Genomic DNA, 22,647 nt, shown 5'->3' with positions numbered 1-22,647 from the left:
TTTTCCCTTACTCGAGTCTGTCGTAGAGCGACGCTAGTTTATCGACCGAGTGGTCGACGCTGACCTCGTCGCGTCGTTCTAGACAGCGAGCACTGAGCTCGTCGCGTTCGGCGAGGGCGCGCTGGATACCGCGGCGGAACCCGTCGATGTCGCCCGATTCGTAGTGATAGCCAGTCTCGCCGTCGACCACCGTATCTTCGAGTGCACCGTCGTTCACACCGACGACCGGTGTCCCGCAGGCGTTGGCTTCGAGTGCGACGAGGCCCTGCGTCTCGACCGGACTGGGGAACCCGAACACGTCGAGCGCGGAGTAGAACGCCGGGAGTTCCTCGCGGTCCAGAAAGCCGAGGAAGCGGGCGTCGACGTCGAGGTTGGCGGCGAGTCGCTCTAACTCGTCTCGTGCCGGGCCGTCGCCACCAAATACGAGTGTCGCGTCGAGGCCCGACGCGGCACGAACGAGTTCGTCGAGACGTTTCTCGAACCCATGTCGTCCCGTGTACCCGACGAGCGGGCCATCTCCGAGGCCGTACCGCTCCCGGAACTCGTCGCTGTCGGCTGGGGCGAACTGCTCGATGTCGATACCGTTCGAGAGGACGACGATTTCGGCGTCGACGCCGACTTCGTGGCGGAGGCGTCGCTTCGCGTCCTCGCTGGGGACGATGACCGCGTCTGCACGGTCGAAGAACCACCGTTCGTACCGTTCTGCCGTTCGTTCGACGCCGCGTTCGATGACTTCGACCGAACTGAGGTACTCCGCGTACTCGGCAGTCGGCGTGTGGTACGTCGCGACGAACGGCAGGTCGTTGCGTCGGGCGAGGCGAAGGCCGGCCAGTCCGAGTCCGAAGGGAGTGTGCGCGTGGACGACGTCGGCGTCGGACTCGGCGACACTGTCGGGAACGCGTGGGACGCCGACGCGCATCCCCTCGTAGAACGGGAACGGCAGGCTCCGAACGGGGTACTCGCCGTCTTCGGGGGTGTAGTCGTCGTCTTTCGGGTAGACGACGTCCATGCGGCCACCGCGCCGTTGCCACCGCTCACGCCACGTCTGAATCGTGTACGTGACGCCATTGACGGTCGGCAAGTACGTGTCGGTGAAGGCGGCGACCGACTGCATGGCGGGTGCTGTGAGGCCAACCGGATAAACTGTTGTGACTTCTCCCTGCCGTGTCAGGGTGTCGCGAACCTACTCGTCGAGGTTGCCGGCGAGGGCGTCCTCGTACGTCTCGACGAGTCGGTCACCGACGCGTTCCAGACTGTGCTCGGCGGCAGTCTCCCGGGCGTTCTCACCGAGACGCTTCCGGAGGTCAGGGTCGTTTTCGAGCAGTTCCAGCGCGCGGACGAACTCCTCGTCCGTCTCGCACTTCAGACAGTCGTGGCCGTGGGTGTAGAACTCCTCGAAGACGGGGATGTCGCGGAGGACCACCGCTTTGCCGCAGGCCATCGCTTCGAGGACGGCAATGCCCTGGTTCTCGTTCTTGGTGGGGAAGAGATAGACGTCGCCCGCGCCGTACGCGCCGCGAATGTCGTCTATCCACCCCGTGAACGTGACGTTCGCCGGGGCGTTTTCGACCCAGTATTTGACCGTCTTCGAGGCGTGGGGGCCGGTGTCGTACGGGCCGAACCACGCGAAGTCGTAGTCGGTCGCTTTGGCGACGTTACAGAACGTCGTGAGGCCCTTCCGCTCGAAGACGTTGCCGACGAGGAACACCGTCATTCCTTCGAGGTCGAATTTCTCTCGGTACTCGTCGCGGAAGTCTTCGAACCCGTCGAGTGATTCGGCGTCGACACCGTTCGAAACCGGGCGAATCGGTGCGTCGACGGGATAGGATTCGAGGACTCGCTTGGTGTACTCGGAGGGACAGAGGACGACGTCGGCCTGCGAGTAGAACCACTTGAGGTACTTCCCGAGCACCGGGGCGATGGTGTTCGACCCGCGGAAACTCTCCGCGAAGTCCTCGCGGGTGACGTGGGAGTGGAGCACGAGCGGGATATCGTTCCGTTTGGCGTGTCTGGCGACGGCGACGGACCCTGGGCCGATGAGGTTGCAGTGGGCGACGTCGTAGTCGCGGAAGACGCAGTTACCTCGGAGGAGTTCGCTCGCACTCTCGGAGACGGACTTCGGCCACGGCGAGGTGACGACGTCCACGTCCGTCGTCGCGAGGGCCGCGCGCTGTTGGTCGGTGGAGGTTCCGATACCGCTCCGTTCGAGTTGCGAGGCGAACTCGAGGTAGTTCAAAACGCGCACGCTCGCCCTTTCTTGGGGGGAGGATTTGACCCTACCGGCTTTCTCGTCGCACGATTCCTCGGCAGTTCGGAACGCCTATGCCGCGCCCACTCTCCCACCTTAGCATGAACATCGCGGAAGAGCGCATCGACCGACTCCACCACCTCGCACACGAGGCAGCGGCCGACGGCGAAGACGAGCGTGCGCGTGAGTACGTCCGCCTCGCCCGTCGCGTCGCAGAGCGAAACCGCTGTGGGCTTCCGAAGAAGTTCCGTCGGTTCACCTGCGACGAGTGCGATGCGTATCTCATTCCGGGACGGAACGCTCGCGTTCGAACCCAGTCGGGAGGCCACGTCGTCGTCAGATGCGACTGCGGAGCGACGAAGCGATATCCGTACTAACGCGGTCGTGTGGCGTCGTACCGTGTGTTCGTCCACCAAGCGTCGCCCAAAGCCTTACTATTGAAGGGCCCTCGGACATAGTAGAGTCCACGCATGAACACGCAGGACCTGCGAAAGGAAGCCCACGACCTCGACGTGACCGTCTGGGTAGGCAAGAGTGGTATCGAGGCAGTCGTCGGCGAATTGAACGACCAGTTGGCCGACCGGAATCTCGTCAAAGCGAAGTTCCTCCGTGCCGCGCTCGGCGGGACGACCATCGACGAGGCGGCATCGGACCTCGCAGAGCGAGTCAACGCCGAGCTGGTAGAAACACGGGGCAAAACAGCAGTCTTCCACAGATGAACGTGTTCGCAGTCCCGCTCCAGTTACAGGGTGACGGCGGTGCCATCGGTCGAATCCTCGCCGCGCAGAACATTCCGTACGCGGGGACGCTCGGAACGGTTCTCGGCTTCATCGTCGGGTTCCTCGTCGTCTACATCGTCGGCAAGGCGGTGTTGTCGTCGATTGTAAGCCGTATCCTCGACCGACGCGGCGCAGAGGAGCACGCCAAGAAACCGCTGATGAAAATCGTGTCGCTCGTCGTGGCGTTCGTCGCCGTCGGCGTCGGGTTCGGATTCGCCGGCCTCGGGAGCTTCTTGCAGTCGCTCGCGACCATCGGTGCCGCGGCGACGCTCGCTATCGGGTTTGCGATGCAGGACGTCATCGCGAACTTCGTCGCGGGCATCTTCATCTTCACCGACAAACCGTTCCGCATCAACGACTGGATAGAGTGGGACGGGAACTCGGGTGTCGTCGAGGACATCTCCTTCCGCGTGACGCGTGTTCGGACGTTCGACAACGAACTGCTCACGGTCCCGAACTCACAACTCACGGACGGCGTCATCAAGAACCCCGTCGCGAAGGACAAACTCCGTCTGCAGGTGCCGTTCGGCATCGGATACGACGACGACATCGAGCGAGCGACGGACATCATCCTCGAAGAGGCCGAAGCACACGACGGCATCATGGACGACCCGGCGCCGTCGGTTCGCCTGACCGAGTTGGGTGACTCGTCGGTGACGCTCAAGTCGCGCATCTGGATTTCGAATCCCAGTCGCGCCGACTTCGTCAAGACGCGCGGCGAGTACGTGACGTCGGTGAAACGGCGGTTCGACGAGGAGGGCATCGACATCCCCTACCCGAACCGGACGCTCAGTGGCGAACTCTCCATCGGCGGGATGGACCGTCTCGTCCAGTCGAACGACTGAACCACCTCGTCCAGACGTTTCGCGTTTTATTTCTTCGACGCCGTGAGCCTCAGAGTTCGATACGTTCGACCAGTCGGTCTTCGGACTTCGTGTTGACGGCGACGATTCGCACGTGGTCTTCGAGGCCCGAGCCATCGAGTTTCGCTTTCAGGAGGTTGTCGACCTGATAGACGCCCGCCGCGTTCACCATCTCGATTTCGACGAGGACGGGCCTGTCGTCCCCTTCTTTGAGTGTGACCTGACTGATAGCCCGACTGGAAAGCGTGTTGATTCCCCGCCCGCCTTTCTCGTAGGGGATGCGCGAGCGACCACGTTCCATGTCGAGGGCATCGGCGACGCGGATGACGCCCGCTTCGAGCGTGAGTGGGTCTTCCTCGCGGTGGTGAGTGAGGATGGCGTGGAGGACTTCAGCCTTCATTCGCACCGTCTCAGCGACGTCGTAAAACTGCGGGAGGAACCTGTCGAGAACGTCTGCCGCCAGTGGAATCGAGTAGTACGCGTGGTTGTCGCGGTGGACGATGTGGCCGATGTCGTGTAACTGCGCCGCGAGCGCGACGATGACCGCTTCGTCCGCTTCGTCGAGTCCCTCGTCTGCCGCACCGTTGAACTCGATACCGCCGCGTTTCAGCAGGTCGTAGAGGCGCAGCGCTCGGTTACGGACGATTTCGATGTGTTTCGGTCCGTGGTCGTTGTAGCCCTTCCGCGTGACTGCGTTGACGTTCTGGGCCTCCAGGAGGGTGTTTATCTCTTCGTCGTCGAGGAGCGCGGGAAGCACTTCGTTGAGTTTCTCGTCGGGGAACGCGTGGTCCGCATCGGGGTCGTAGACTCGGCCGCCGTTGAGACTCGCGTCAGAATCTGCCATGCATCAGATGGTCGTTCCAGCGAGAAAAAAGGTCTGGCCTGTCCTGCGGTTTGGCCGCAAAACGGCGTGCTTAGACCGCTTCGGTCGGTTCTTCGCGTGCCTTGGCGGCTGCCTCCTCGACGGCGTCGTAGTCGGGTTCGACGCCAGGGTCGTCGCTGACCCACTCGTAGGTGATTTCGCCGTCGGCGTCGACGACGAAGACAGAGCGCTTGGCGACGCTGTAGACGCCGAGGTCCGCGAAGTCCATCTCGACGTCGAAGGCGTCGATGAGGTTGCGGTTCGTGTCGCTGATGAGGCCGAAGTTCAGGTCGTTCTTCTCGGCGAACTCAGAGAGCGTAAACGGCGTGTCGATGCTGATGCCGTAGACCGTCGCACCGACGTCTTCGAAGTTCGCCATCTGGTCACGGAAGGTGCACATCTCGGTGGTGCAGACGCCCGTGAACGCCGCGGGGAAGAACGCGAGGACGACCGGCGCGTCGTCGAGGTTCTCAGAGAGGGTGAACGACTCGATGTCGCCGTCGATGTCCGTCTTCGGTGCCGTGAAATCTGGCGCGTCGTCTCCGACTGATACCATATTGCCCTCATTATTGTGGTCCACACTTATGTTCACGGGAATCGGAACGACTGGTCTTCCACAGCGTCGGCGGCGAATTATCAACGGTGAGTGCTGGTCGTCGCGTTCGTCGGTTCGTCGATTTCGTTCATCGCCAGATTTGTGGTGTATCAACGGCTGAGAGGCACGGTTTCGACAGTTCGGACGGGGCGACAGTCGTCGTCTCGTGAATTCGGTGAAGGCAAAAAGCCTATAATTGCGACTGGGTAACGCAAAAACAGCGATGTTCGAGACTATCACCCCCCTGTTCCCGGGGCTCCCGGGCGGGCCGGAGCTGCTCATCGTCCTCCTCGTGCTCGTCCTGCTGTTCGGCGCGAACAAGATTCCGAAGCTCGCGCGGTCAACCGGGCAGGCAATGGGCGAGTTCAAGCGTGGACGTAGTGAAATCGAAGAAGAGCTTTCAGAGATGCAAGGCGACGAAGACGACGACGAGTTCGTCACCGAGACGTCGACGTCGGCGTCCACGTCGAAGACGGAGAACTAACCGCAGCTCCCCTTTCTGTTATTCCCTTCGGCCCATCGGGGTCGAACCACTCGATTTTTGACGAATCCTGAGAGAACTCTCCGCAGGGCGTGTGGCCTAGCGGATAGGGCGAGGGGTTCCTAACCCCTCGATCGCGGGTTCGAATCCCGTCACGCCCGCTTCTCTCACTTCGTTCGTTCAGCGGGCGTTCCTGACTCTCGTTCGCGGTGCTCACGAGAGTCCCGTCACGCCCGTTTTCCGGCGAACGTATGTGAAGAGCGAACGAACCGGCATGACTGGATTCACAACTCGACGAAACCAGCGAAGCGAGTCTTGGCACGGTTCGAACTCCGCCACGCTCGCGTCTCTCACAGCAATTCCCGAACCGCTCACTGTTCACTCCGAGTCGTCGAATCCCGCAAAAAGTAGTCTCCGTTCCGTTACCCGTTGCGCCAGTGGAAGACGATTGCGCCGACGCCGACGGTGTTGACGATGAAGTTCGTGATACCGCCGACGAAGGGGATGGCGGCGAGGACAGTCGCGACGAACGCGCCAGCGACGAGGTGCCCCCAGCGAGACGTCTCGACGTTCGCGGCGTCGAGGAGACGCTCACCGACAAAGATGAAGACGATGGCACCGCCGACGAGCGAGACGAATATCATCACGAAGATGAGCGGGACGGCGAGGAGGATGCCGATGAGCGTGATGATGAGGACAATCGTCACGACGATGAGCGCGACGAAGATGCCGAGTCCCCACAGGAACGACGGGACGGGTTCGTCTTCGACGGTGTCGATAATCTTCTCCGTGTAGTCGGGGACGATGGCGAGCAACAGCGCGCCAATGATGAGCGTCCCGACGAACGTCCCCACTGCGGATATCGTCGACCCGAAGAACCGTGCGAACGTACTCGGGTCGGGTGACTGTGTTATCGGTCCCTGTTGTAAGACGAGCTGTATGAACGGGTCCATGAACCTGAAATCTCAGTGAACATACATAGATGTTGGCCTCCCCGTGGAAACGGGCAAAACGGTCGTGACGCGGCTTCTGGACACAGAAATCCCATAATAGTGCTATACTCTGTCACGACCACTACGCACCATGCCTTTCCCGCTTCGAGTCGCTGGTCCCCGACTCCGAACAGACGACACTGGTGACCGACACGCGACGTGGGTCGCCGGGTCGGCCATCGCAGTCATCGCGTCGGTACTCTTCGTGGGTCCGGTAGCCCTCGTCATCACTATCACAGTCCTCCTCAGCGGACTGGCCGTCCTCGAATGGATATGGACCCACCGGTCGGTGTCCCCGACCCGTGAGTCACCTCGCCCCCGACGAGAATCGTAACCCGACTCGGCCCGTTCAGGGAGATTAACCACCGATTTAGCACCAGTAGAGGCACCCAGCGCAAACCGGGCCGTACTTAAACAGGTATAAATACCAGACTTAAACTGTCCCTATAATGTAAAAAGTCTGGGAAAAAGACTTTTCCAATAACCCGAATATCCGAAGGACAATGGCAAGGAAAGACGCCGACGGATCCGGGCCAAAGGCAATAGCGGGTGACACGGAGCCCACGGTGGAGGGTGATGCCGCCCCGGACCAGGCGTCAAACGCCCGTAGAGGAGAGTATACGTGGGCCGACTTCCTCGACGAATACGGGGACGACGGCGACATCGAGGCCCTCTACGGCTTCGACCCGAGAACTCGCACAGAGACACCGGGCAGTTCGCGGTGGGGCAAAAGCGACGAAGAGGAGGTTCCAACCCCCGACCGAACCGACTGGGATTCCGTCTCGCTCGACCCGGAGGAGTACCTCGATTTCCATCCCGTCGACGTCGAGACGTTCGTCGGGAAGCGCGGCGCGCACGCGTCAGACATCCACGAACAGTTCGAGGCGTTCTGCGACCCTGAGACGACTCCCGTCGTCAAAGACGAGTGGATGTGGGAGCACTACAAACGCGAGTACTACTACGAAGCGGATGGCTCCCGACCACGTGACGCAGCAGGCGAAATCGAGCGATTCGACGGCGAAGAAGCACTCGGGTTCGACCCCGACCACATCGAGAACGCACTCGCTCGCGCGGGTCAGCGCGCCGACGAACTCGCGGACGTCGTCGACACCCGCACTGTCGACGTGAACGAGGAACTCGACGAAGACGAGTTCTTCTCGCGTGCGGACGGGACGACGACGCTCTCGAACCGCTACGACCTGGAGAAGGCGGTTCCGATGGAGAAGAAGACGCACTTCCGCGAAGTCGAGCGCTACTGGGTCAACAAACCGTACGCGTTCGTCGTCATCTTCCACTCCGTCAAGGAAAACGAGAAGAAGTACTACGTCGTCGAACCGCACCTCAATCGCATCGAAGACGACCTGACGGAGTTCCTCACGAGCAAACTCCGGACGGCTATCAAGTACAGCGACGAGAACGTCGTCTCGGACGGTCACGACAACCGCGGCACAGTCATCGAGACACAGACCTACGAACTGCTGTCGCGCTACGACCTCTACGACAACCCCGTCCCCAAGGGAGTCGAACCGGACAACGACTCCGACTCGCCTGGTCTCTTCGACCGTCTCGGACTCGGTGGGTTGTTCGGTGGCGGTGGGGACTCGGAATCGACGACGGCGACAGACGGCGGGACGTCGCTCTTCGGTGGCGTCGCGTCTCGACTCGGATTCGGAGGGACGCAGTCGCCCACCCAGAGCGGTTCACCGCTCGGTGGCCTCGACGGCATCGCCGCCAGACCCGAGTCGGCAGTCCTCGCGGACGACGAAGCGGACCTGAACGACTATCAGGTACAGAAGTTACAGTACTACCTCCGCCGTGACTTCATCGGATACGAACGCATCGACGGCATCAAACACGACATCAACGTCGAGGACATCTCGTGTGACGGCTACAACTCACCGGTGTTCGTCTATCACTCCGACTACGAGCAGATAATCTCGAACATCTACCACGGGAAGGGTGAACTCGACGATTTCGTCGTGAAACTCGCACAGCGCTCGGGGAAGGGTATCTCGAAGCGGCGGCCACAGGTCGACGCGACGCTCCCAGACGGATCGCGTGCGCAACTGACGCTCGGTCGTGAAGTGTCCGACCACGGGACGAACTACACCATCCGCCAGTTCAAGGACGTCCCCTTCACGCCAATCGACCTCATCAACTGGTCGACGTTCTCGCTGGAGGAGATGGCGTTCCTGTGGCTCTGTATCGAGAACGACAAGAGCCTCATCTTCGCAGGCGGTACGGCATCCGGGAAGACCACTTCGCTGAACGCGGTGTCGCTTTTCATCCCGTCGAACACGAAAATCGTCTCCATCGAGGACACGCGCGAAGTCGAACTCCCACAGCGAAACTGGATTGCCTCGGTCACGCGCCCGTCGTTCTCCGACGACGACAAAGGCGACGTGGACGAGTTCGACCTGCTGGAGGCCGCACTCCGTCAACGCCCCGACTACATCGTCATGGGTGAGATTCGTGGTGAGGAAGGGCGAACCCTCTTCCAGGTCATGTCCACGGGTCACACCACGTACACGACGTTCCACGCCGACTCCGTGGGCGAAGTCCTCAAGCGCTTCACCACGGCACCCATCAACGTCTCGAAGACGATGTTCACCGCACTGGACCTCGTCTCTATCCAGACGTCGACGCGCGTCGAGGGCAACAAGGTCCGCCGGAACAAGTCGCTCACCGAAATCAACCACTACGACCCCGAGAACGACGAAATCAACGTTCAGGACGTCTACCAGTGGCAAGCAGAGACCGACGAGTTCCTCCAGATGGGGTCGTCGAACACGCTCGAAGAGATAAAGTTCGACCGTGGCTGGGACCACGAGACGCTCGAACACGAGATTTTCAAACGGCAGGTCGTCCTCGCGTATCTCATCGACCGGGACCTCAACACGTACACGCAGGTGGCAGCGACGTTCCAGGCGTTCATCAACGACCAGGATACCATCATCGGTCTGATGGCGACCGACGGACTCGAACGGAGTCTCGAAGACCTCCGGGAGATGGAGTCGGTCCACATCGACATCGACCCCGAAAGCGAGGCGATGGTTCCGCGCCCCGACGCCCCCGAACACGTCAGAGAACTCGCCAAGGAGATTCTCCGTCGTGCAGAAGACGAACTGTTCCCAGACTACCGTGACCGCGACGTCGGCGACGTGGCAGATGCACTCGGCCACATGCAGCAGGAACCGGACGTCGAGGCGTCACCGGGTGAACGAGACGAACTCGACGCGCTCGAAGAGACGATGGACGGCCCGGCCCTCGACGAAGGGACGCCCCGGTCCGAACTCGATGCGGGCGACGAGACGCCAGAGATCGAAGGCGACGACGGGCCGTCGGCCATCGACGGCGACCAGGAGACGCCGGCACTCGAAGCGAGCGACGACCCCGCGGACGACGCGGAACGTCGTGACGCCGCCGAGGACCTCTGGGAGACGCTGCTCGATGCCGACGTGGAGGGAGAACCCAACGAGTTCGGCTTCGACGAGGAGGGTGAACCGACGTTCCCCGACCCCAAGGAAGACGACATCGACCTCGACGACTTCTTCGGTGCGTTCGGTATCGACGAACCGTCCGGCGCCGAGTCCGACTCGTCTGGGGAGGCAGACGCCGACGTGAACGACGAAATCGACGACGAGTCGTGGGGCGGGTTCAAAGCCGCAGAGACAGACGCACCGGACGAGGAACAAACGGAGTCACAGTCCGTCGAGAGCGACGAGGACGACTAGATGAGCAACATCGACGCTGAGAACACGGCGGGACTCGACCGGAGTACCGACACCCTCGGCGACGCGTTTTATCCGCTGTTTCAGATGCTCTTCGACGAAGACGGAGAGTTCGTCTCCGACGTCGAAGAGAAACTCCAGCAGGCCCGGATGCCGAATACGGTCGAACTCTACCTCTCGCGGGCGCTGGCAATCGGTGTGCTCGCTGGCCTCTCGCTCTGGATTCTCGGGATGGCACTCGGCTACGGCATCTTCGCACTCGGCCTGGTCTCTGCAGAGTCGATAAGTCTCGGTATTCCCGTCTCGAGCGAGTCGACGGCCGAACTCCTCCGGTCGCTCGTGATGCCGGCCGCCGTCACCGTCTCCGGCGTCGTCTTCGGGTCTATCGGGTTCGGACTCGGGTTCGGGACGCTCGTCGGAATCCCCTACTCGAAGGCGTCAGCCCGAAAGCGGGAGATAAACATGCTCCTCTCGGACGCCATCTCGTTCATGTACGCGCTGTCTGTCGGTGGCCTCAACCAACTCGAGATTCTGGAGGCGATGGCCCGCGCCGACGACACTTACGGCGAAGTCTCCCGCGAGTTCCAGAGTATCGTCCAGGAGACGGAGTACTTCGGAACCGACTACCGGAACGCCATCCGTCAGCAGGCGCTCCTCACGCCCTCCGACGAACTCTCGCAGTTCCTCACGGACATGCTCTCTATCGTCAACTCCGGCGGTGACATGGAGGGGTTCCTCAAGGACAAGAAGGACAAACACCTCCGGACGGCGAAACAGGAACAAGAACAGACGCTGGACACGATGGAACTGTTCGGCGAGATGTACATGACGCTGTCTCTGTTCCCACTGTTGCTCATCATCATCCTCGTCATCATGAGCATGCTCGGGCAGGCACAGCAGGAACTCCTCTATGCGACCATCTACGGTCTCATCCCACTGGTCGGTGTCGGGTTCCTCGTCCTCATCTCGACGGTGAAACAGGACGAAATCGGCGACGGCTACCTCTCGCCGTCCAACAGGAGTGACCGCCTCGAAGGCCAGCAACGAGAAGGACTCGTCCACATGGGACTCGTCGAGTCGTACGTCGGCGAGTTCACCCTGTTCTCGCGTATCAAAGACCGCGAGGGGACGTACAAGACGCGAGAACTCCTCAAAGAACCGCACGTCTTTTTCAAACAACATCCGATGTACACGCTCGCACTGTCCGTTCCTGCGGCGATGGTCCTCCTCGCAGTCGCGGTCATCGGCGGGTCCGCACCGACGACGTGGGACGGGATGGTCGCCCAACCAATCTGGGGGACCGTCATCTGGTTTTACGTCCCCGTCTACCTCGTCACGGTTCCGCTCGCCGTCTTCCACGAATGGAACGTCCACTCTCGGTCGGCGATTACGGGGAAGCTTTCGGACAACCTCCGCAAACTGTCGAGTGCGAACGACACCGGACAGACGCTCCTCGAATCGTTCCAGACCGTCGCCGACACGTCGTCGGGGAAACTCGCCGACGAGTTCGAGATTATGTACGCGAAGGTCAACTACGGGATGAGCCTCAGAGAGGCGCTCGTCGAATTCAACAACAAGTACCACATCCCGCGTCTCGCTCGGACAGTCAAACTCATCACGAAGGCACAGGAGGCGTCGAGTCAGATTACGGAGGTGCTGACGACGGCGGCACAGTCCTCTGAGAATCAAGACGACATCGAGCGAGAGCGTATCGCACGCACCCGGATGCAGGTGGCTATCATCCTCATGACCTACGTCACCCTGCTGGCGGTCATGGCCATCCTGAAGACCCAATTCCTCGACGTGATGGCGGGCCTGTCGTCACAGGCGTCTGGGAGTGGTGGTGGCGTCTCCGGTGGCCCGAGCTTCGGTGGGGCCCTCGACCCGAGTCTGATGTCGCTCCTGTTCTTCCACGGCGTCACCCTGCAGGCGGTTCTCTCCGGGTTCATCAGCGGCTACATCCGTAACGCAGACCTGCTCGCAGGGGTCAAGTTCGTCGTCATCCTGCAGACGCTCGCACTCGCGGTGTGGATGGTGGTCGGCTAATGCGACGGCGTGAACGCTCGACTGGCAGCGAGCGCAGTCGCGCACAGACGACCATCGACTACGCTGTCGGTGTCGGCATCTTTCTGCTCGCTATCGCGTGGGTCGTCGGGACGGTTCCACAAATCGTCCAACCGTTCGACGACGCACAGGACCGCCCGCTCGTCGCTAACCGTGCGGCAGACCGACTCGCGGGCGATGCACTCTCGCCCCCGGGTGAACAGACCGTCCTCCTGACGGAGTGCGTCGATGGTTTCTTCCAGAACTCGTCGCCACCAGCGGCCTGTGAGTACGATACCGGGCCAGTACACGACGCCGTCGGCGTCGACGACACGTACGACATCAACGTCACGCTCCTCCACGACGGGTCAGTTGCAACACTCTCCGATGGGTCGGACGCGACGCGGGGAGACCCAGTTCCGTCCTCCGGACAGGTCGTCGCCGCTCGTCGCTCCGTCATCGTCGACGGCCAACTCCACCAACTCCTGGTGAGGGTCTGGTGACGATGGCCCGCGGACAAGCCCACACGTTAGAGGCGTTCGTCGCCGCGACGGTTCTGTTGGCGAGTGTCACGTTCGCACTGCAGGTGACCGCAGTCACGCCGCTGACGGCGAGTACGTCGAGCCAACACATCGAAAACCAGCAGGCGTCGGTCGCACAGGGACTGCTCGACGCCGCCGCCGAAAACGGGACGCTCAAGCGGACGGTGCTGCTGTCGAACATCAGTACCAGCGAAGAGGACAACTTCGTCGATGGCGGGCCACCGACAGTGTTCGGCGCGATGCTCAACGAGACGTTAGACGAGCGAGGCATCGCGTTCAACGTGGACATCTACACCGTACAGGAAAACCAGGAGGGGAAAGCCCTGAACCGAATCGGTCTCGTCCACATGGGAAAACCGAGTGACCACGCCGCGTCAGCGTCGCGCCTCGTCACCCTCATGGACACAGATAGGCGCCACGAAGTGGACGGTGGCGTGGCAGTCCCGACGAACGAGACGCTCGATTCTGGGTCGTCGTTCTACCTCGAAGAACGACACGACGGTGACCCCGTCTGGACTGTCGTGAGAGTGGAGGTGGTCGTATGGCGGATGTGAACCTCCCGTCGCGCCTCTCCGAGGAGAACCGCGGCCAGTTGTTCCTCGTCACGGCACTCGCTGTGGCCGTCATGTTGGTCAGCCTCGCGCTGGTTCTCAACACGGCAATCTACACCGAGAACATCGCCACGCGGACGACAGACACGCAACTCGACGAAGCGGCGAGTAGTCAGCGTGCCGCCGTCACGGCGACCGGGACGATACTCGATGCGGAGAACCGGGACGGCGGTGGCACCGACGAAATCGACTCCCGGTTCGACTCTGCTGTCGGAAATTGGAGTTCGACTGCAAGTACGTTAGAGGCCGCCAACGGATTCTCCGTCGACGTCTCGTACGACGGGACGAACACGTCTGGACTGCGAATCCATCAGGACGACCCCTCGCGGAACTTCACCGACAACACCCCGAGCAGTGACTGGCAAGTCGTCAACGACGGCCGTGTTCGAGGCGTTTGGTTCAATCTCTCCCGGGCCGACCTCGCGACGACGGAGTCCGACGCATTCGAGGTGAGAATCAAGGACGAAAGTTCGGACGACGACGTGGAGGTCAAGATGTACACCGACGGAACGAACGTCACCGTCACGGTCAGAAACGACACTGGACTCGTCGGCACCTGTGACGTCGAACCGCCGACTGGTGACTCACTCGTTGTCGACGTCGGCAACAAGGTGGTCGGTAATCAGTACTGCGCTCCGCTCGAAGTCGCACACGACGAACTAGACGGCGATGTCGACGTGCACTTCGATAATCCCGAGAATGCGACCGGAACGTACGAACTGTATGCGACCGACGACGACGACCTAGACGACTTAGACGACCTGCTCGACGGGGGCGATTTCGCGTCGCCCGGAAGTGGGTGGCCCGTCCGACAGGACGCTATCTACGACGCAAACGTGACGTTCGTCTTCCACGCGAGCGGAACGACGGTCGAAAAAGAGATTCGTATCGCACCGGGTGAGCTCTAATGTCGACGCGTGCAGTCTCTACGACTCTCGGATACGTGTTGACGCTCTCGATAACCACTATCCTCATCTCCGGAATCATGGTCGGTGCGGGAGGGTACATCTCGGCCGAACACGAACGCGTGACCGAGACAGAACTGGAAGTCGTGGGACAGCGACTCGCCGCCAACATCGAGGCCGTCGACCGAATCGCGTCGTCGTCGGACGACGAGACGACGTCGACCGTCAGTTCTCGTCTCGAACTGCCGAATCGAGTCGCCGGAACGACCTACCGAATCAACGTCGAATCGGACGAACTCGTCTTGCGGTCGGTCGACCCCGAGGTGACCGTCCGCGTCTCGGTCCAGACGGAGACGACGCTCGACAGTGGGTCGGTCGATGCCGGTGACGTCGTCGTCAGGTACGACGCCGGGGACGACGACTTGGAGGTGACCAATGGTTGACCGACGCGCCGTGAGCGATACGCTCGGGTTCATCTTCGTGTTCTCGCTCGTCCTCTCGACTGTCGGTGTCGTCACGGCAGTCGGGATGGACGGCCTTCAGGACACCCGCGACGTCGAACGTCTCAACAACGCCGAACGCGCCTTCGACATCCTCGACGACAACATGGAGGACATCGCTACTCGCGGTGCGCCGAGTCGTGCGACAGAGATTAAACTGGCCGACTCGGCGCTGTCGTTCGGAGCGCCCGTGCAGATGACCGTCGAGTGGGAGCAAGGTGGGGTGGTGGACAACGCCACTGTAAGCTCTCAACCGCTCGTCTACACCTCGGAGGTGTCCGAGGAACGACTCGTCTACGCGTTCGGGACCGTCTTCCGTGGAACCGACGACGCGATGACCGTCGTCCGTCATCCAGCGTTCGTCCTCTCGCAGGACTCCGTCGTCGTCTCTGCGGTGTCCACCAGGCGCTCGTCGTCGAGTGCGAACTCGGTTGGCGGGTCCGGCACGTACCTCGTTCGTGCAGAGGTGGCGGGTTCGGGGGCGAAGTACCGTGGCCTCGCGACGGACAGCGGAACCTACGACGTCACGGTCAACGTTACGTCACCACGAGCAGACCTCTGGAAGACGGAACTGGAGTCGTACGACGACGTGACCTGTCCAGTCGCCAACGACACCATGGTCTCGTGTGAACTCTCTGGCGTCGATACCATTCGCGTCGTCGAAAAACAGGTCGACGTGTCGTTGGTCGACTAATCTCGTCAGCGGAATTCTACGCGAACTTTGTTTTCCGTGATGTGGAGGAACGTGATGTACTTGCCACCGTCGGCTTGGTCGTAATCGAGATTTCCGCCCGACGCCTGTTCGTTGACGCGTTCACTCCCACCGGGGCCGTCCGTCACGGTGAGTTCGAACTTCGGAGCGAGAAGCGACATGTAGTGGTTGGTGACGACGCTCAGCGACTCGTTGTCGTCTGTCACGTACGGCGTGGCCCTGTCCGCGTCGTGTTCGGTCCAGTCGACGGAATCGTTCGCGCTGTTCGCTTTGATTTCGGGGCCGAAGTACCACTTGTTGTCGGTCCCGGTCATCGTGATGTTACCGTACGTCATGTCCGTCGCAGCGTGTGTGAAGTTTATCGACATCGTCGCCGGGTCGTTGCTACAGTCGACGTCGACGGCGTCACTCGTATCGGGGTCGATACCCGACCGCTGCCAACCGTGATACGACCCTGATTGGTTCGAATAGTAGATGCTGATATCGACCGTTCCGTCGAAGCTGCCGCCCGAACATTTGTCCGTAGAGTAGATGTGGAACTCGACGTCCTCGTTCGCGCCGTCGTGGTACATCGACCAGTGCATGTTCTGGAAGTGGGGGGTCGCGGTCAGATTGAGTTCGTACGAACTCACGTTGTGGCCGCCGCTCAACCCTCTGACGTCTATCGACCCGCCTTCGTTCGGCATCCGGAACTCGCCGATTACGCCACCGATTGCCTCTAATTCCACACTCACCGACTCGTTCGTGTGGTCCATCGACATGTTGCCTTCGGTCCGTTCCTCGAAGAACTGGGCCCACCCGCGGTAGTGGGGGCTGTAGATTGTCACTTCGACAGTCCCGTTTTCGACCGGGTTCGCGTAGCTCTCACTGTTGTTGACGTAGGTCGAAGTGGAATTCGGGTAGACGCGTCGTGCCTGTTGTTGTTCGAGGATATCGACGGTCGGACTCCGTGCCGTCCCGTCGTCACCCGACACTTGAATTACTGGGAGGGTGAGCGTCTTGTCCCGGTAGTGGAATTCGGGTGGCGACACCATCGACGTGCCGTTGTCCTGGGTTCGCCAGACGCCACCGCCCTCGTAGGCAATCGTCACGTCACCGGTGTTGTACTCGACGCTGCCGAGCGTCTGGTTGTACAGTTCCTGTGACGTCCCGTAGCCGTCGTAGTCCTTGTGTGTGATGACGATTCGCGTGGTGTCGTCTCGGACCAGGTACTCGCCGCTCTGTGACCCGCTGAGTTCGACTGCTTGCGACTGGGAGTCACCGAGTGCGGTAATCGCGACTTTCGAGTCGAAGAGCGTCATCGAATGTTCTGCACGGGCGGCGTTCGACGCCTGTTTCGTGTCGTCGAGGGCCGCACCACCGAGGGTTACGACAGACGTCACACCGAGAACCGTTATTCCGAGGAGAAGTACGACTGCGAGAGGAGATGCTTGTCCCGACCGGTCACGAACGACGCGATAGAGCCACGGGACACGGGGGCGACCGCTCATTATCTAGGTCCTCTACCTCAGGGACCAAAACCTCATTGGCTATCTGACCGTCTGGAATTCCGACTCGTCGTCACTCGTGGGCGCGTACATGGTTCGTAAAATCGTATCGAGGGGAGTTGTGGGCCCGCTGGCCCGTTGATACGAGATACCGCGACAGTCGATGGCCTTGGTGGGCGGTTGCCCCTGACTTGCCGATAGCGGAATACACTCGCGCCGTCGTTGGTCGCCAGACCCTTGTTCGATTGGTGCCCGCCAGAGTGGTCAGTACCCCACCACGATTCGACATCTCCCGTTTACAGGTGCACAGGTGAACTCACGTCACGGGACCGAACGTGAATCGATGTTCGTACCAGTCTCCGACTGTGTGTTCTCTCATCGATCACCTCGTTCTAATTCAAATCGGTGTAACGCCATAGGTTGCTGTGCGTGATATGACGGCATTCTTTAGCAGTGGCCGCAGGTCGGCCCGCTCCCGGTTTGTGGAGTTCAGACGTGGTCTGCTGGTGGTCGATGAGTGTCGAGACGAGAACCACAGCGGTCCAAATTAACACGCACGCTACCGCGATTTCTTCACTAGTTCAGAAATGGACTCGCCGGGACTGAGCAAACCGGAGGTTTGCGAAGGTCGTGAACGTAGTTCACGGGATTTGAACTCACTCGCAAATCAAAGATTTGCTCGCTGCTCAAATCCCGTCTCGGACAGGCACGATTTCACTCGACACCGGATGGGACTCGCAGGACTCCTGACGGAGTCACTGCTCGTCGGATGGTGTCGAGGAGAATAGTGGACCCGCCGGGAGTCACGTGAGCGGAGTTCACGGGATTTGAACCCGGAGAAAGACGTGCTCGCTCACTCCGTTCGCTGCGCGCGACTTTCAGGGCTTCAAATCCACGCGTTTGGCAAGCCAAACGCTCGGCTCGTCAATTTCTTCACTCCGTTCAGAAATGGACTCGCCGGGATTTGAACCCGGGGCCTCTCCCATGCCAAGGGAGTGATCTACCCCTGATCTACGAGCCCTCGAACGCATCCATTCATTCCCCGGTCGGATAAATAAGGGCTTCGAATCGTCGGACAGCTGGGGGCTATAGCGTGACAGCAGTGGCCAACCTCAGTGGGCGAATCACTCCTCTTCTGTGGACTGGTCCGGCCCTGCGAAGACGACGAGCGTCCCGCCATCGGTCTCTCTCCGTTCGACGTCGCCTGTCGCGACCAGCCCATCGACGACGCGGCGTGCATGAGCGGGCGACCACCCGAGGTCCTTCTGCAGCACGTCTTCGAACATCCGGCCGTTGTTCTCGTTCAACAGCGAGATGACGCGCTCGGAATCAGCGGGAGTCGCTTCGGCGGGTGTGGTCGTGGCAGCAGACTCCGATTTCGGTTCAGACTTGTTTCGTCCTCTGAGGATGCCTGCCGCGACGAACCCGACGGCAAAGACAGCGAGTGCGCCCAAGAGCAGCAACGTCTGGTCGTTCGACCCGTCGCCGCCAGTGTCACCGTCGCCACCCTCGCCACCGGCGGGGGCGTCCGTCTCGGTTGGTGCGTCAGTCGGTTCTTCTGTCGCTGTGGGTTCCGCTGTTGGTTCTTCTGTCGCTGTGGGTTCTTCCGTCGGTTCGTCAGTCACCTGCGGTGGTTCTGTCACCTGTTCCTGTGTCGTCTCGTTCGCTCCCTCACCCGGACCACTACCGACACCGGTACAGCCAGCAGTCACTACCAGGAGGGCAAAAACGAGTATTCCGAGGACCATTCGGCTCGATTTCAGTCCGTTCGTTCGTACGACCATAGAGTGAAATATACGTCAACTATGACGATAAATATAGTTGGACAAAAAATAATAAAAAATAGAATTTCACAGACGAAATCCAGTTATTCGAGACAGTCAGAACCACCTCAACCGACGTCACGGCAGCGAATCAGAGGACAGAACGAGTTGCGAGTAGTCTTGCTCTCAATCACTCTATTTGACCCATCAATGTTATTGACTTTTTGACAACTACTATCCCGTTCGCTCTCGTTACTTTTCCCATGGCCCGAGTACGAGACGAACTGGTGAAGGCGAGTGAGAGCATCAAACGAGCCCTCGACAAAGCAGGGGAAGACGCCCAGAAAGCGGTCGAAGACGCGAGCGAGAGCCTCCACGACGCAGGGGAAGACGTGAGCAAGGGCCTCGACGACGTGTCTGAACGCGTCTCTCGCCTCGCCGATGATGCGAAGGACGAGACGAAAGAGACGACAGAGCATCTTCGCAACGATATCGACCAATTGATTTCAGACCTCGACAGGCTCATCGACGAGGCCACAGACGAGACACGAAAAGACCTCGAAGAGACGCGCACTCGTCTCCACAACGCCCGGGACGCGCTGGCAGGACGGGCCAGTGGTTCGACCGGTGAAGAGGAAGCAGAGACCTGAGTGAGGGACTCCGCCACCCGGTTATTTTGACGGCCTTCGAGCGTCGTAGTGATGTCACCGGCAATTCTGCATAGCGGTGACAATTATGACTCTCACCGACGTATCTCTCACATGAGTCTCCCCCAGACGCCGCCAGACCCCCCGACGGTCTACAGCGACCACGACGACGAGTATCACGACGACACCGAGCGAAGAGCAGAGATACAGGCCACCTTCGAACTGGAGAATGCGTGGGGAGAGGCTTACGAACAGTGGCTGGAGGAGACGCTGTTGACGGACCAAGAGTACCAGAAGGCCTTCGAGTTTGGACTCTTCGGGAAACTCGACTTCTACTGGGACACCGAGACCCAACACGTCGCATACGAGATGCCACCCGTCGTCGACGGTGGGTACGGCCTCCCGTTAGACACAGCATCTGATATCGAAGAAGAACTCGACGAATTCGCGCGAATCGTCGCCGACACACTGTCTACGTACTACATCGACTGGGACCCAAGCGACGACCCAGACTCGGAATACCGCCAGATGTTCGGAGACCAGTACAACGCGGCCGACGACGTGCTGACCGACGACCAAGAAGGAAGACGACGCGCCTGAAACGAGCTTCGCTGTCGAAGTCACGCGGTTGCTGCGCTGTCTCGTTCCGACTTCGCCGTGAACCCAGTCACTTCCAGCGGCGAACCGATTCTGTTTTTCCCTCGGTCCGAAAACCGATGTGCTATGCCCAGTGATGACGACGATTCCCCACGCGTCCCTATCGTATGTGAGGAGTGCGATACTACGTCACGGATTCCGCTCTCAGAGGTCCCAGACACGATTCAGAAACACAACGACCAATTACACGACGGAGACGACGTCGCGCAGGTCGACCCCGAAATCGTTCGTCACGTGACCGACCTCGCGGCCGAAGATATCGGTCTGGCCGACGACGACGCGTAGTTCGACTGCGTCCCCCGTAGTTGTTCTGTGATTGCTCAGTGGTTCGTCGTCTCCGTGGAGTCGAGTGCCTCCCCACAGTGCGGACACCGGTTCTGTAACTGTTCACCGTTCGTGTGTGCCGACTCCCCTCCAGTGTCGGCCAACTCGTCCGACGCTTGTCGTTCGCGTGCTCGTTCGTCCATGAACCCTGCCGCCAGAATACTCGACGGGAGTGCGAAGAACGCGACGCCCCCGAACGTGGTTATCGCCCCGAGGAAGCGACCCAGTGGCGTCCCCGGGACCACGTCGCCGTAGCCAACAGTCGTGAGCGTCACGATTGCCCACCACAGTGCGGCGGGAATCGACGAGAACGCCTCGGGTTGTGTGCTGTTCTCGACGAAATACATGAGTGTCGAAGCGAGGAGCGCAATCGTTCCTGACCCAATGAAGGCAATCGAAAGGTCGTCCCGCTGAGCGGCCAGTACTCGTCTGAAACGCATTCGTGACCGCTTTAATTGCGGCAGGTTGAACATGCGGGCCAACCAGAGGACGCGAATCCACCCGAGCGAACCAGGAACGAACGCGACACCGAACCAGTATCCCACGATTACCACGAAGTCGAGGAGAACGAAGGGTCGACGAGCGAATCGAAGTCGGTCCGTCGTTTCCTGCTGTCTATCTGTTGCCGGGACTGCCCACAAGCGGACGACGTAGAGGAGTGTGAACAGGAAGACAGAGACGTGACCGAACACGTCGAACAACAGAGGAACCGCCTCGTATATCGGGGCAACACTCTGGATTACGACGGCGACTACGTTCAGCGAGGCGAGTACGAGCGCGACGGTTTCGAGATGCTGACCTCGGCGACTCTTCGCATCGGGGTCGACTACTCTCCACGCGCGGCGCTTCGTCGGACTACTCATACGGAACATAACAACGGACAGAGGTATAGCATCGCTGGAGGTGCTAGGTGGCGTTGCCTCACACAGTGAGCGCTCGGCACGTCAATTACTTCAGTTCAGAAATAGACTCGCCGGGGGTCACGTGAGCGGAGTTCACGGGATTTGAACCCGGAGAAAGACGTGCTCGCTCGTCTCTCGCTCAAGAATGGACTCGCCGGGACTCCCGCGAGCGCAGCGAGTGGGAGTACGGCGAGTCCACTGAACGAAGTTGAGCGCAGCGAAACGAAGTGAAGTGGACTCGCCGGGATTTGAACCCGGGGCCTCTCCCATGCCAAGGGAGTGATCTACCCCTGATCTACGAGCCCGCACCAACTGGTAGCCACCACCCGTTTAGAAGCCCTTCGATTCGACCCGACGGCGAGTCGAAACGGTTTAACCCGGCGCCCGTGGACAAACGCATGGGAATCCAGCACGGCCGCAAATCTGACGCGCCCGCATGTGCGGGCTTGGGATTGCGGTAGTGCCCCAGCAGTCGTCAATGCGACTGCGGGGTACTCGTTTCTGCGGTCAGTGCGGTTCCAACCCGCAACAATGGCACGAATGCACACCCGCCGCCGTGGCTCGTCCGGTTCGGACAAGCCCGTGGCAGACGAAGCACCGGAGTGGAGTGACGTCGACGCAGAAGACATCGAAGCACGCGTCGTCGAACTTGCTGAGCAGGGCAAAGAGCCCAGCCAGATTGGCCTGTCCCTGCGTGACGAAGGCGTCAAGGGCGTCCCGGTTCCGGACGTCAAACTCGCCACCGGCAAGAAAGTCACCACCATCCTCGAAGAGAACGACGCGTCCCCCGAACTCCCCGAGGACCTCCGTAACCTGATGGAACGCGCAGTTCGCCTCCGCGAGCACATGGAGGAGAACCGGCAGGACAAGTCCAACCGTCGCGCGCTCCAGAACACGGAGTCGAAGATTCGCCGACTCGTCTCCTACTACCGTGGAGACAAGCTCGACGAAGACTTCAAGTACACCTACGACGTCGCCGTCGAACTCCTCGAAAAGTAAGTAG

Annotated in this window: 24 protein-coding genes and 3 tRNA genes; 17 read left to right on the top strand and 10 right to left on the bottom strand. The window is 60.6% G+C overall.

Going from position 1 to position 22,647, the window contains the following annotated elements:
• Positions 1-7: 7 nt before the first annotated feature.
• Both ACK3R5_RS05670 and ACK3R5_RS05665 read right to left on the bottom strand, forming a co-directional pair.
• Entirely contained in the window at positions 8-1,114 is a 1,107-nt protein-coding gene (locus ACK3R5_RS05670) for a glycosyltransferase family 4 protein (RefSeq protein ID WP_411968334.1), read from the bottom strand.
• Positions 1,115-1,183: 69 nt separating this feature from the next.
• Positions 1,184-2,245 (bottom strand): glycosyltransferase family 4 protein, encoded by a 1,062-nt coding sequence (locus ACK3R5_RS05665; protein ID WP_411968333.1) that lies wholly within the window; start codon positions 2,243-2,245, stop codon positions 1,184-1,186.
• Positions 2,246-2,349: 104 nt separating this feature from the next.
• On the opposite strand from ACK3R5_RS05665, the gene ACK3R5_RS05660 reads away from it, so the two are divergent.
• The 3 genes from ACK3R5_RS05660 (at position 2,350) to ACK3R5_RS05650 (ending at position 3,872) form a co-directional block, all read left to right on the top strand.
• Positions 2,350-2,625, top strand: coding sequence for a ribonuclease P protein component 4 (locus ACK3R5_RS05660; RefSeq protein WP_411963088.1), 276 nt, complete (start codon positions 2,350-2,352; stop codon positions 2,623-2,625).
• 93 nt (positions 2,626-2,718) lie between these two features.
• Positions 2,719-2,967, top strand: a complete 249-nt coding sequence (locus ACK3R5_RS05655; protein WP_411963087.1) for a YhbY family RNA-binding protein — start codon at positions 2,719-2,721, stop codon at positions 2,965-2,967.
• Entirely contained in the window at positions 2,964-3,872 is a 909-nt protein-coding gene (locus tag ACK3R5_RS05650; protein ID WP_411963086.1) for a mechanosensitive ion channel family protein, read from the top strand. The genes ACK3R5_RS05655 and ACK3R5_RS05650 overlap by 4 nt, the downstream gene beginning before the upstream one ends.
• 49 nt (positions 3,873-3,921) lie before the next feature.
• Here ACK3R5_RS05650 and ACK3R5_RS05645 read toward each other — a convergent pair whose 3' ends face one another.
• Together ACK3R5_RS05645 and ACK3R5_RS05640 are read right to left on the bottom strand one after the other, a co-directional pair.
• A complete protein-coding gene (locus ACK3R5_RS05645; RefSeq protein WP_411963085.1) occupies positions 3,922-4,734 on the bottom strand; it encodes an HD domain-containing protein in 813 nt (270 codons plus the stop codon).
• 70 nt (positions 4,735-4,804) lie between these two features.
• On the bottom strand, positions 4,805-5,308 hold the full coding sequence (locus ACK3R5_RS05640; RefSeq protein ID WP_411963084.1) for a redoxin domain-containing protein: 504 nt from the start codon (positions 5,306-5,308) through the stop codon (positions 4,805-4,807).
• Between the two features lie 262 nt (positions 5,309-5,570).
• On the opposite strand from ACK3R5_RS05640, the gene ACK3R5_RS05635 reads away from it, so the two are divergent.
• Together ACK3R5_RS05635 and ACK3R5_RS05630 are read left to right on the top strand one after the other, a co-directional pair.
• Positions 5,571-5,831 carry a twin-arginine translocase TatA/TatE family subunit gene (locus ACK3R5_RS05635; RefSeq protein WP_411968332.1) on the top strand — a complete coding sequence of 87 codons (261 nt, stop codon included), beginning with the start codon at positions 5,571-5,573 and terminating at the stop codon, positions 5,829-5,831.
• A gap of 85 nt (positions 5,832-5,916) precedes the next feature.
• Positions 5,917-5,989, top strand: a tRNA-Arg gene (locus tag ACK3R5_RS05630).
• A gap of 261 nt (positions 5,990-6,250) precedes the next feature.
• Here ACK3R5_RS05630 and ACK3R5_RS05625 read toward each other — a convergent pair.
• On the bottom strand, positions 6,251-6,781 hold the full coding sequence (locus ACK3R5_RS05625) for a hypothetical protein (protein ID WP_411968331.1): 531 nt from the start codon (positions 6,779-6,781) through the stop codon (positions 6,251-6,253).
• Between the two features lie 130 nt (positions 6,782-6,911).
• Between ACK3R5_RS05625 and ACK3R5_RS05620 the strand changes: the two genes are divergently transcribed.
• From ACK3R5_RS05620 to ACK3R5_RS05585, 8 genes are all read left to right on the top strand, one after another.
• Positions 6,912-7,154 carry a hypothetical protein gene (locus ACK3R5_RS05620; RefSeq protein WP_411968330.1) on the top strand — a complete coding sequence of 81 codons (243 nt, stop codon included), beginning with the start codon at positions 6,912-6,914 and terminating at the stop codon, positions 7,152-7,154.
• A gap of 169 nt (positions 7,155-7,323) precedes the next feature.
• Positions 7,324-10,554 (top strand): ATPase, T2SS/T4P/T4SS family, encoded by a 3,231-nt coding sequence (locus ACK3R5_RS05615; protein ID WP_411968329.1) that lies wholly within the window; start codon positions 7,324-7,326, stop codon positions 10,552-10,554.
• On the top strand, positions 10,555-12,597 hold the full coding sequence (locus ACK3R5_RS05610) for a type II secretion system F family protein (RefSeq protein WP_411968328.1): 2,043 nt from the start codon (positions 10,555-10,557) through the stop codon (positions 12,595-12,597).
• The gene (locus ACK3R5_RS05605) at positions 12,597-13,097 is read left to right on the top strand and encodes a hypothetical protein (protein ID WP_411963075.1); all 501 of its coding nucleotides are present in this window, start codon (positions 12,597-12,599) and stop codon (positions 13,095-13,097) included. Before ACK3R5_RS05610 ends, ACK3R5_RS05605 begins: the two co-directional genes overlap by 1 nt.
• Positions 13,091-13,690, top strand: a complete 600-nt coding sequence (locus ACK3R5_RS05600) for a hypothetical protein (protein ID WP_411965790.1) — start codon at positions 13,091-13,093, stop codon at positions 13,688-13,690. Before ACK3R5_RS05605 ends, ACK3R5_RS05600 begins: the two co-directional genes overlap by 7 nt.
• Positions 13,678-14,655, top strand: a complete 978-nt coding sequence (locus tag ACK3R5_RS05595) for a hypothetical protein (RefSeq protein WP_411968326.1) — start codon at positions 13,678-13,680, stop codon at positions 14,653-14,655. Before ACK3R5_RS05600 ends, ACK3R5_RS05595 begins: the two co-directional genes overlap by 13 nt.
• Positions 14,655-15,095, top strand: coding sequence for a hypothetical protein (locus ACK3R5_RS05590; protein WP_411968325.1), 441 nt, complete (start codon positions 14,655-14,657; stop codon positions 15,093-15,095). The genes ACK3R5_RS05595 and ACK3R5_RS05590 overlap by 1 nt, the downstream gene beginning before the upstream one ends.
• The gene (locus ACK3R5_RS05585; RefSeq protein ID WP_411968324.1) at positions 15,088-15,846 is read left to right on the top strand and encodes a hypothetical protein; all 759 of its coding nucleotides are present in this window, start codon (positions 15,088-15,090) and stop codon (positions 15,844-15,846) included. Before ACK3R5_RS05590 ends, ACK3R5_RS05585 begins: the two co-directional genes overlap by 8 nt.
• A 5-nt stretch (positions 15,847-15,851) precedes the next feature.
• Here the strand turns inward: ACK3R5_RS05585 and ACK3R5_RS05580 are convergent, their stop codons facing one another.
• The 3 genes from ACK3R5_RS05580 to ACK3R5_RS05570 form a co-directional block, all read right to left on the bottom strand.
• Positions 15,852-17,354 (bottom strand): hypothetical protein, encoded by a 1,503-nt coding sequence (locus tag ACK3R5_RS05580; protein ID WP_411968323.1) that lies wholly within the window; start codon positions 17,352-17,354, stop codon positions 15,852-15,854.
• 946 nt (positions 17,355-18,300) lie between these two features.
• A tRNA-Ala gene (locus ACK3R5_RS05575) sits at positions 18,301-18,372 on the bottom strand.
• A 103-nt stretch (positions 18,373-18,475) separates the two neighbouring features.
• Complete coding sequence (locus ACK3R5_RS05570; protein WP_411968322.1) at positions 18,476-19,099, bottom strand: hypothetical protein; 624 nt, start codon at positions 19,097-19,099, stop codon at positions 18,476-18,478.
• A 278-nt stretch (positions 19,100-19,377) separates the two neighbouring features.
• Here ACK3R5_RS05570 and ACK3R5_RS05565 point away from each other — a divergent pair, with 278 nt between their 5' ends.
• From ACK3R5_RS05565 to ACK3R5_RS05555, 3 genes are all read left to right on the top strand, one after another.
• Entirely contained in the window at positions 19,378-19,764 is a 387-nt protein-coding gene (locus tag ACK3R5_RS05565; protein ID WP_411968321.1) for a hypothetical protein, read from the top strand.
• Between the two features lie 111 nt (positions 19,765-19,875).
• Positions 19,876-20,361 (top strand): hypothetical protein, encoded by a 486-nt coding sequence (locus ACK3R5_RS05560; RefSeq protein ID WP_411968320.1) that lies wholly within the window; start codon positions 19,876-19,878, stop codon positions 20,359-20,361.
• A 123-nt stretch (positions 20,362-20,484) separates the two neighbouring features.
• Complete coding sequence (locus ACK3R5_RS05555; RefSeq protein WP_411968319.1) at positions 20,485-20,703, top strand: hypothetical protein; 219 nt, start codon at positions 20,485-20,487, stop codon at positions 20,701-20,703.
• Positions 20,704-20,738: 35 nt separating this feature from the next.
• Here the strand turns inward: ACK3R5_RS05555 and ACK3R5_RS05550 are convergent, their stop codons facing one another.
• Both ACK3R5_RS05550 and ACK3R5_RS05545 read right to left on the bottom strand, forming a co-directional pair.
• On the bottom strand, positions 20,739-21,605 hold the full coding sequence (locus ACK3R5_RS05550) for an ion transporter (protein WP_411968317.1): 867 nt from the start codon (positions 21,603-21,605) through the stop codon (positions 20,739-20,741).
• A 272-nt stretch (positions 21,606-21,877) separates the two neighbouring features.
• Positions 21,878-21,949: transfer RNA gene (locus ACK3R5_RS05545), tRNA-Ala, on the bottom strand.
• 226 nt (positions 21,950-22,175) lie between these two features.
• On the opposite strand from ACK3R5_RS05545, the gene ACK3R5_RS05540 reads away from it, so the two are divergent.
• Positions 22,176-22,643 carry a 30S ribosomal protein S15 gene (locus ACK3R5_RS05540; protein WP_411963065.1) on the top strand — a complete coding sequence of 156 codons (468 nt, stop codon included), beginning with the start codon at positions 22,176-22,178 and terminating at the stop codon, positions 22,641-22,643.
• Positions 22,644-22,647: the final 4 nt, after the last annotated feature.

Source organism: Haloferax sp. YSSS75, assembly GCF_046764215.1.
GTDB lineage: Archaea > Halobacteriota > Halobacteria > Halobacteriales > Haloferacaceae > Haloferax.
The sequence above is the reverse complement of the archived record's forward strand: the minus strand, read 5'-3'. Positions and strand labels throughout refer to the sequence as shown.

Bases quoted from the DNA above. Each gene is read 5' to 3' on its own strand.
- ACK3R5_RS05670 (WP_411968334.1), bottom strand. From the start codon at position 1,114: ATGCAGTCGGTCGCCGCCTTCACCGACACGTACTTGCCGACCGTCAAT.
- ACK3R5_RS05660 (WP_411963088.1), top strand. From the start codon at position 2,350: ATGAACATCGCGGAAGAGCGCATCGACCGACTCCACCACCTCGCACAC.
- ACK3R5_RS05655 (WP_411963087.1), top strand. From the start codon at position 2,719: ATGAACACGCAGGACCTGCGAAAGGAAGCCCACGACCTCGACGTGACC.
- ACK3R5_RS05650 (WP_411963086.1), top strand. From the start codon at position 2,964: ATGAACGTGTTCGCAGTCCCGCTCCAGTTACAGGGTGACGGCGGTGCC.
- ACK3R5_RS05645 (WP_411963085.1), bottom strand. From the start codon at position 4,734: ATGGCAGATTCTGACGCGAGTCTCAACGGCGGCCGAGTCTACGACCCC.
- ACK3R5_RS05640 (WP_411963084.1), bottom strand. From the start codon at position 5,308: ATGGTATCAGTCGGAGACGACGCGCCAGATTTCACGGCACCGAAGACG.
- ACK3R5_RS05635 (WP_411968332.1), top strand. From the start codon at position 5,571: ATGTTCGAGACTATCACCCCCCTGTTCCCGGGGCTCCCGGGCGGGCCG.
- ACK3R5_RS05625 (WP_411968331.1), bottom strand. From the start codon at position 6,781: ATGGACCCGTTCATACAGCTCGTCTTACAACAGGGACCGATAACACAG.
- ACK3R5_RS05620 (WP_411968330.1), top strand. From the start codon at position 6,912: ATGCCTTTCCCGCTTCGAGTCGCTGGTCCCCGACTCCGAACAGACGAC.
- ACK3R5_RS05615 (WP_411968329.1), top strand. From the start codon at position 7,324: ATGGCAAGGAAAGACGCCGACGGATCCGGGCCAAAGGCAATAGCGGGT.
- ACK3R5_RS05610 (WP_411968328.1), top strand. From the start codon at position 10,555: ATGAGCAACATCGACGCTGAGAACACGGCGGGACTCGACCGGAGTACC.
- ACK3R5_RS05605 (WP_411963075.1), top strand. From the start codon at position 12,597: ATGCGACGGCGTGAACGCTCGACTGGCAGCGAGCGCAGTCGCGCACAG.
- ACK3R5_RS05595 (WP_411968326.1), top strand. From the start codon at position 13,678: ATGGCGGATGTGAACCTCCCGTCGCGCCTCTCCGAGGAGAACCGCGGC.
- ACK3R5_RS05590 (WP_411968325.1), top strand. From the start codon at position 14,655: ATGTCGACGCGTGCAGTCTCTACGACTCTCGGATACGTGTTGACGCTC.
- ACK3R5_RS05585 (WP_411968324.1), top strand. From the start codon at position 15,088: ATGGTTGACCGACGCGCCGTGAGCGATACGCTCGGGTTCATCTTCGTG.
- ACK3R5_RS05580 (WP_411968323.1), bottom strand. From the start codon at position 17,354: ATGAGCGGTCGCCCCCGTGTCCCGTGGCTCTATCGCGTCGTTCGTGAC.
- ACK3R5_RS05570 (WP_411968322.1), bottom strand. From the start codon at position 19,099: ATGGTCCTCGGAATACTCGTTTTTGCCCTCCTGGTAGTGACTGCTGGC.
- ACK3R5_RS05565 (WP_411968321.1), top strand. From the start codon at position 19,378: ATGGCCCGAGTACGAGACGAACTGGTGAAGGCGAGTGAGAGCATCAAA.
- ACK3R5_RS05560 (WP_411968320.1), top strand. From the start codon at position 19,876: ATGAGTCTCCCCCAGACGCCGCCAGACCCCCCGACGGTCTACAGCGAC.
- ACK3R5_RS05555 (WP_411968319.1), top strand. From the start codon at position 20,485: ATGCCCAGTGATGACGACGATTCCCCACGCGTCCCTATCGTATGTGAG.
- ACK3R5_RS05550 (WP_411968317.1), bottom strand. From the start codon at position 21,605: ATGAGTAGTCCGACGAAGCGCCGCGCGTGGAGAGTAGTCGACCCCGAT.
- ACK3R5_RS05540 (WP_411963065.1), top strand. From the start codon at position 22,176: ATGGCACGAATGCACACCCGCCGCCGTGGCTCGTCCGGTTCGGACAAG.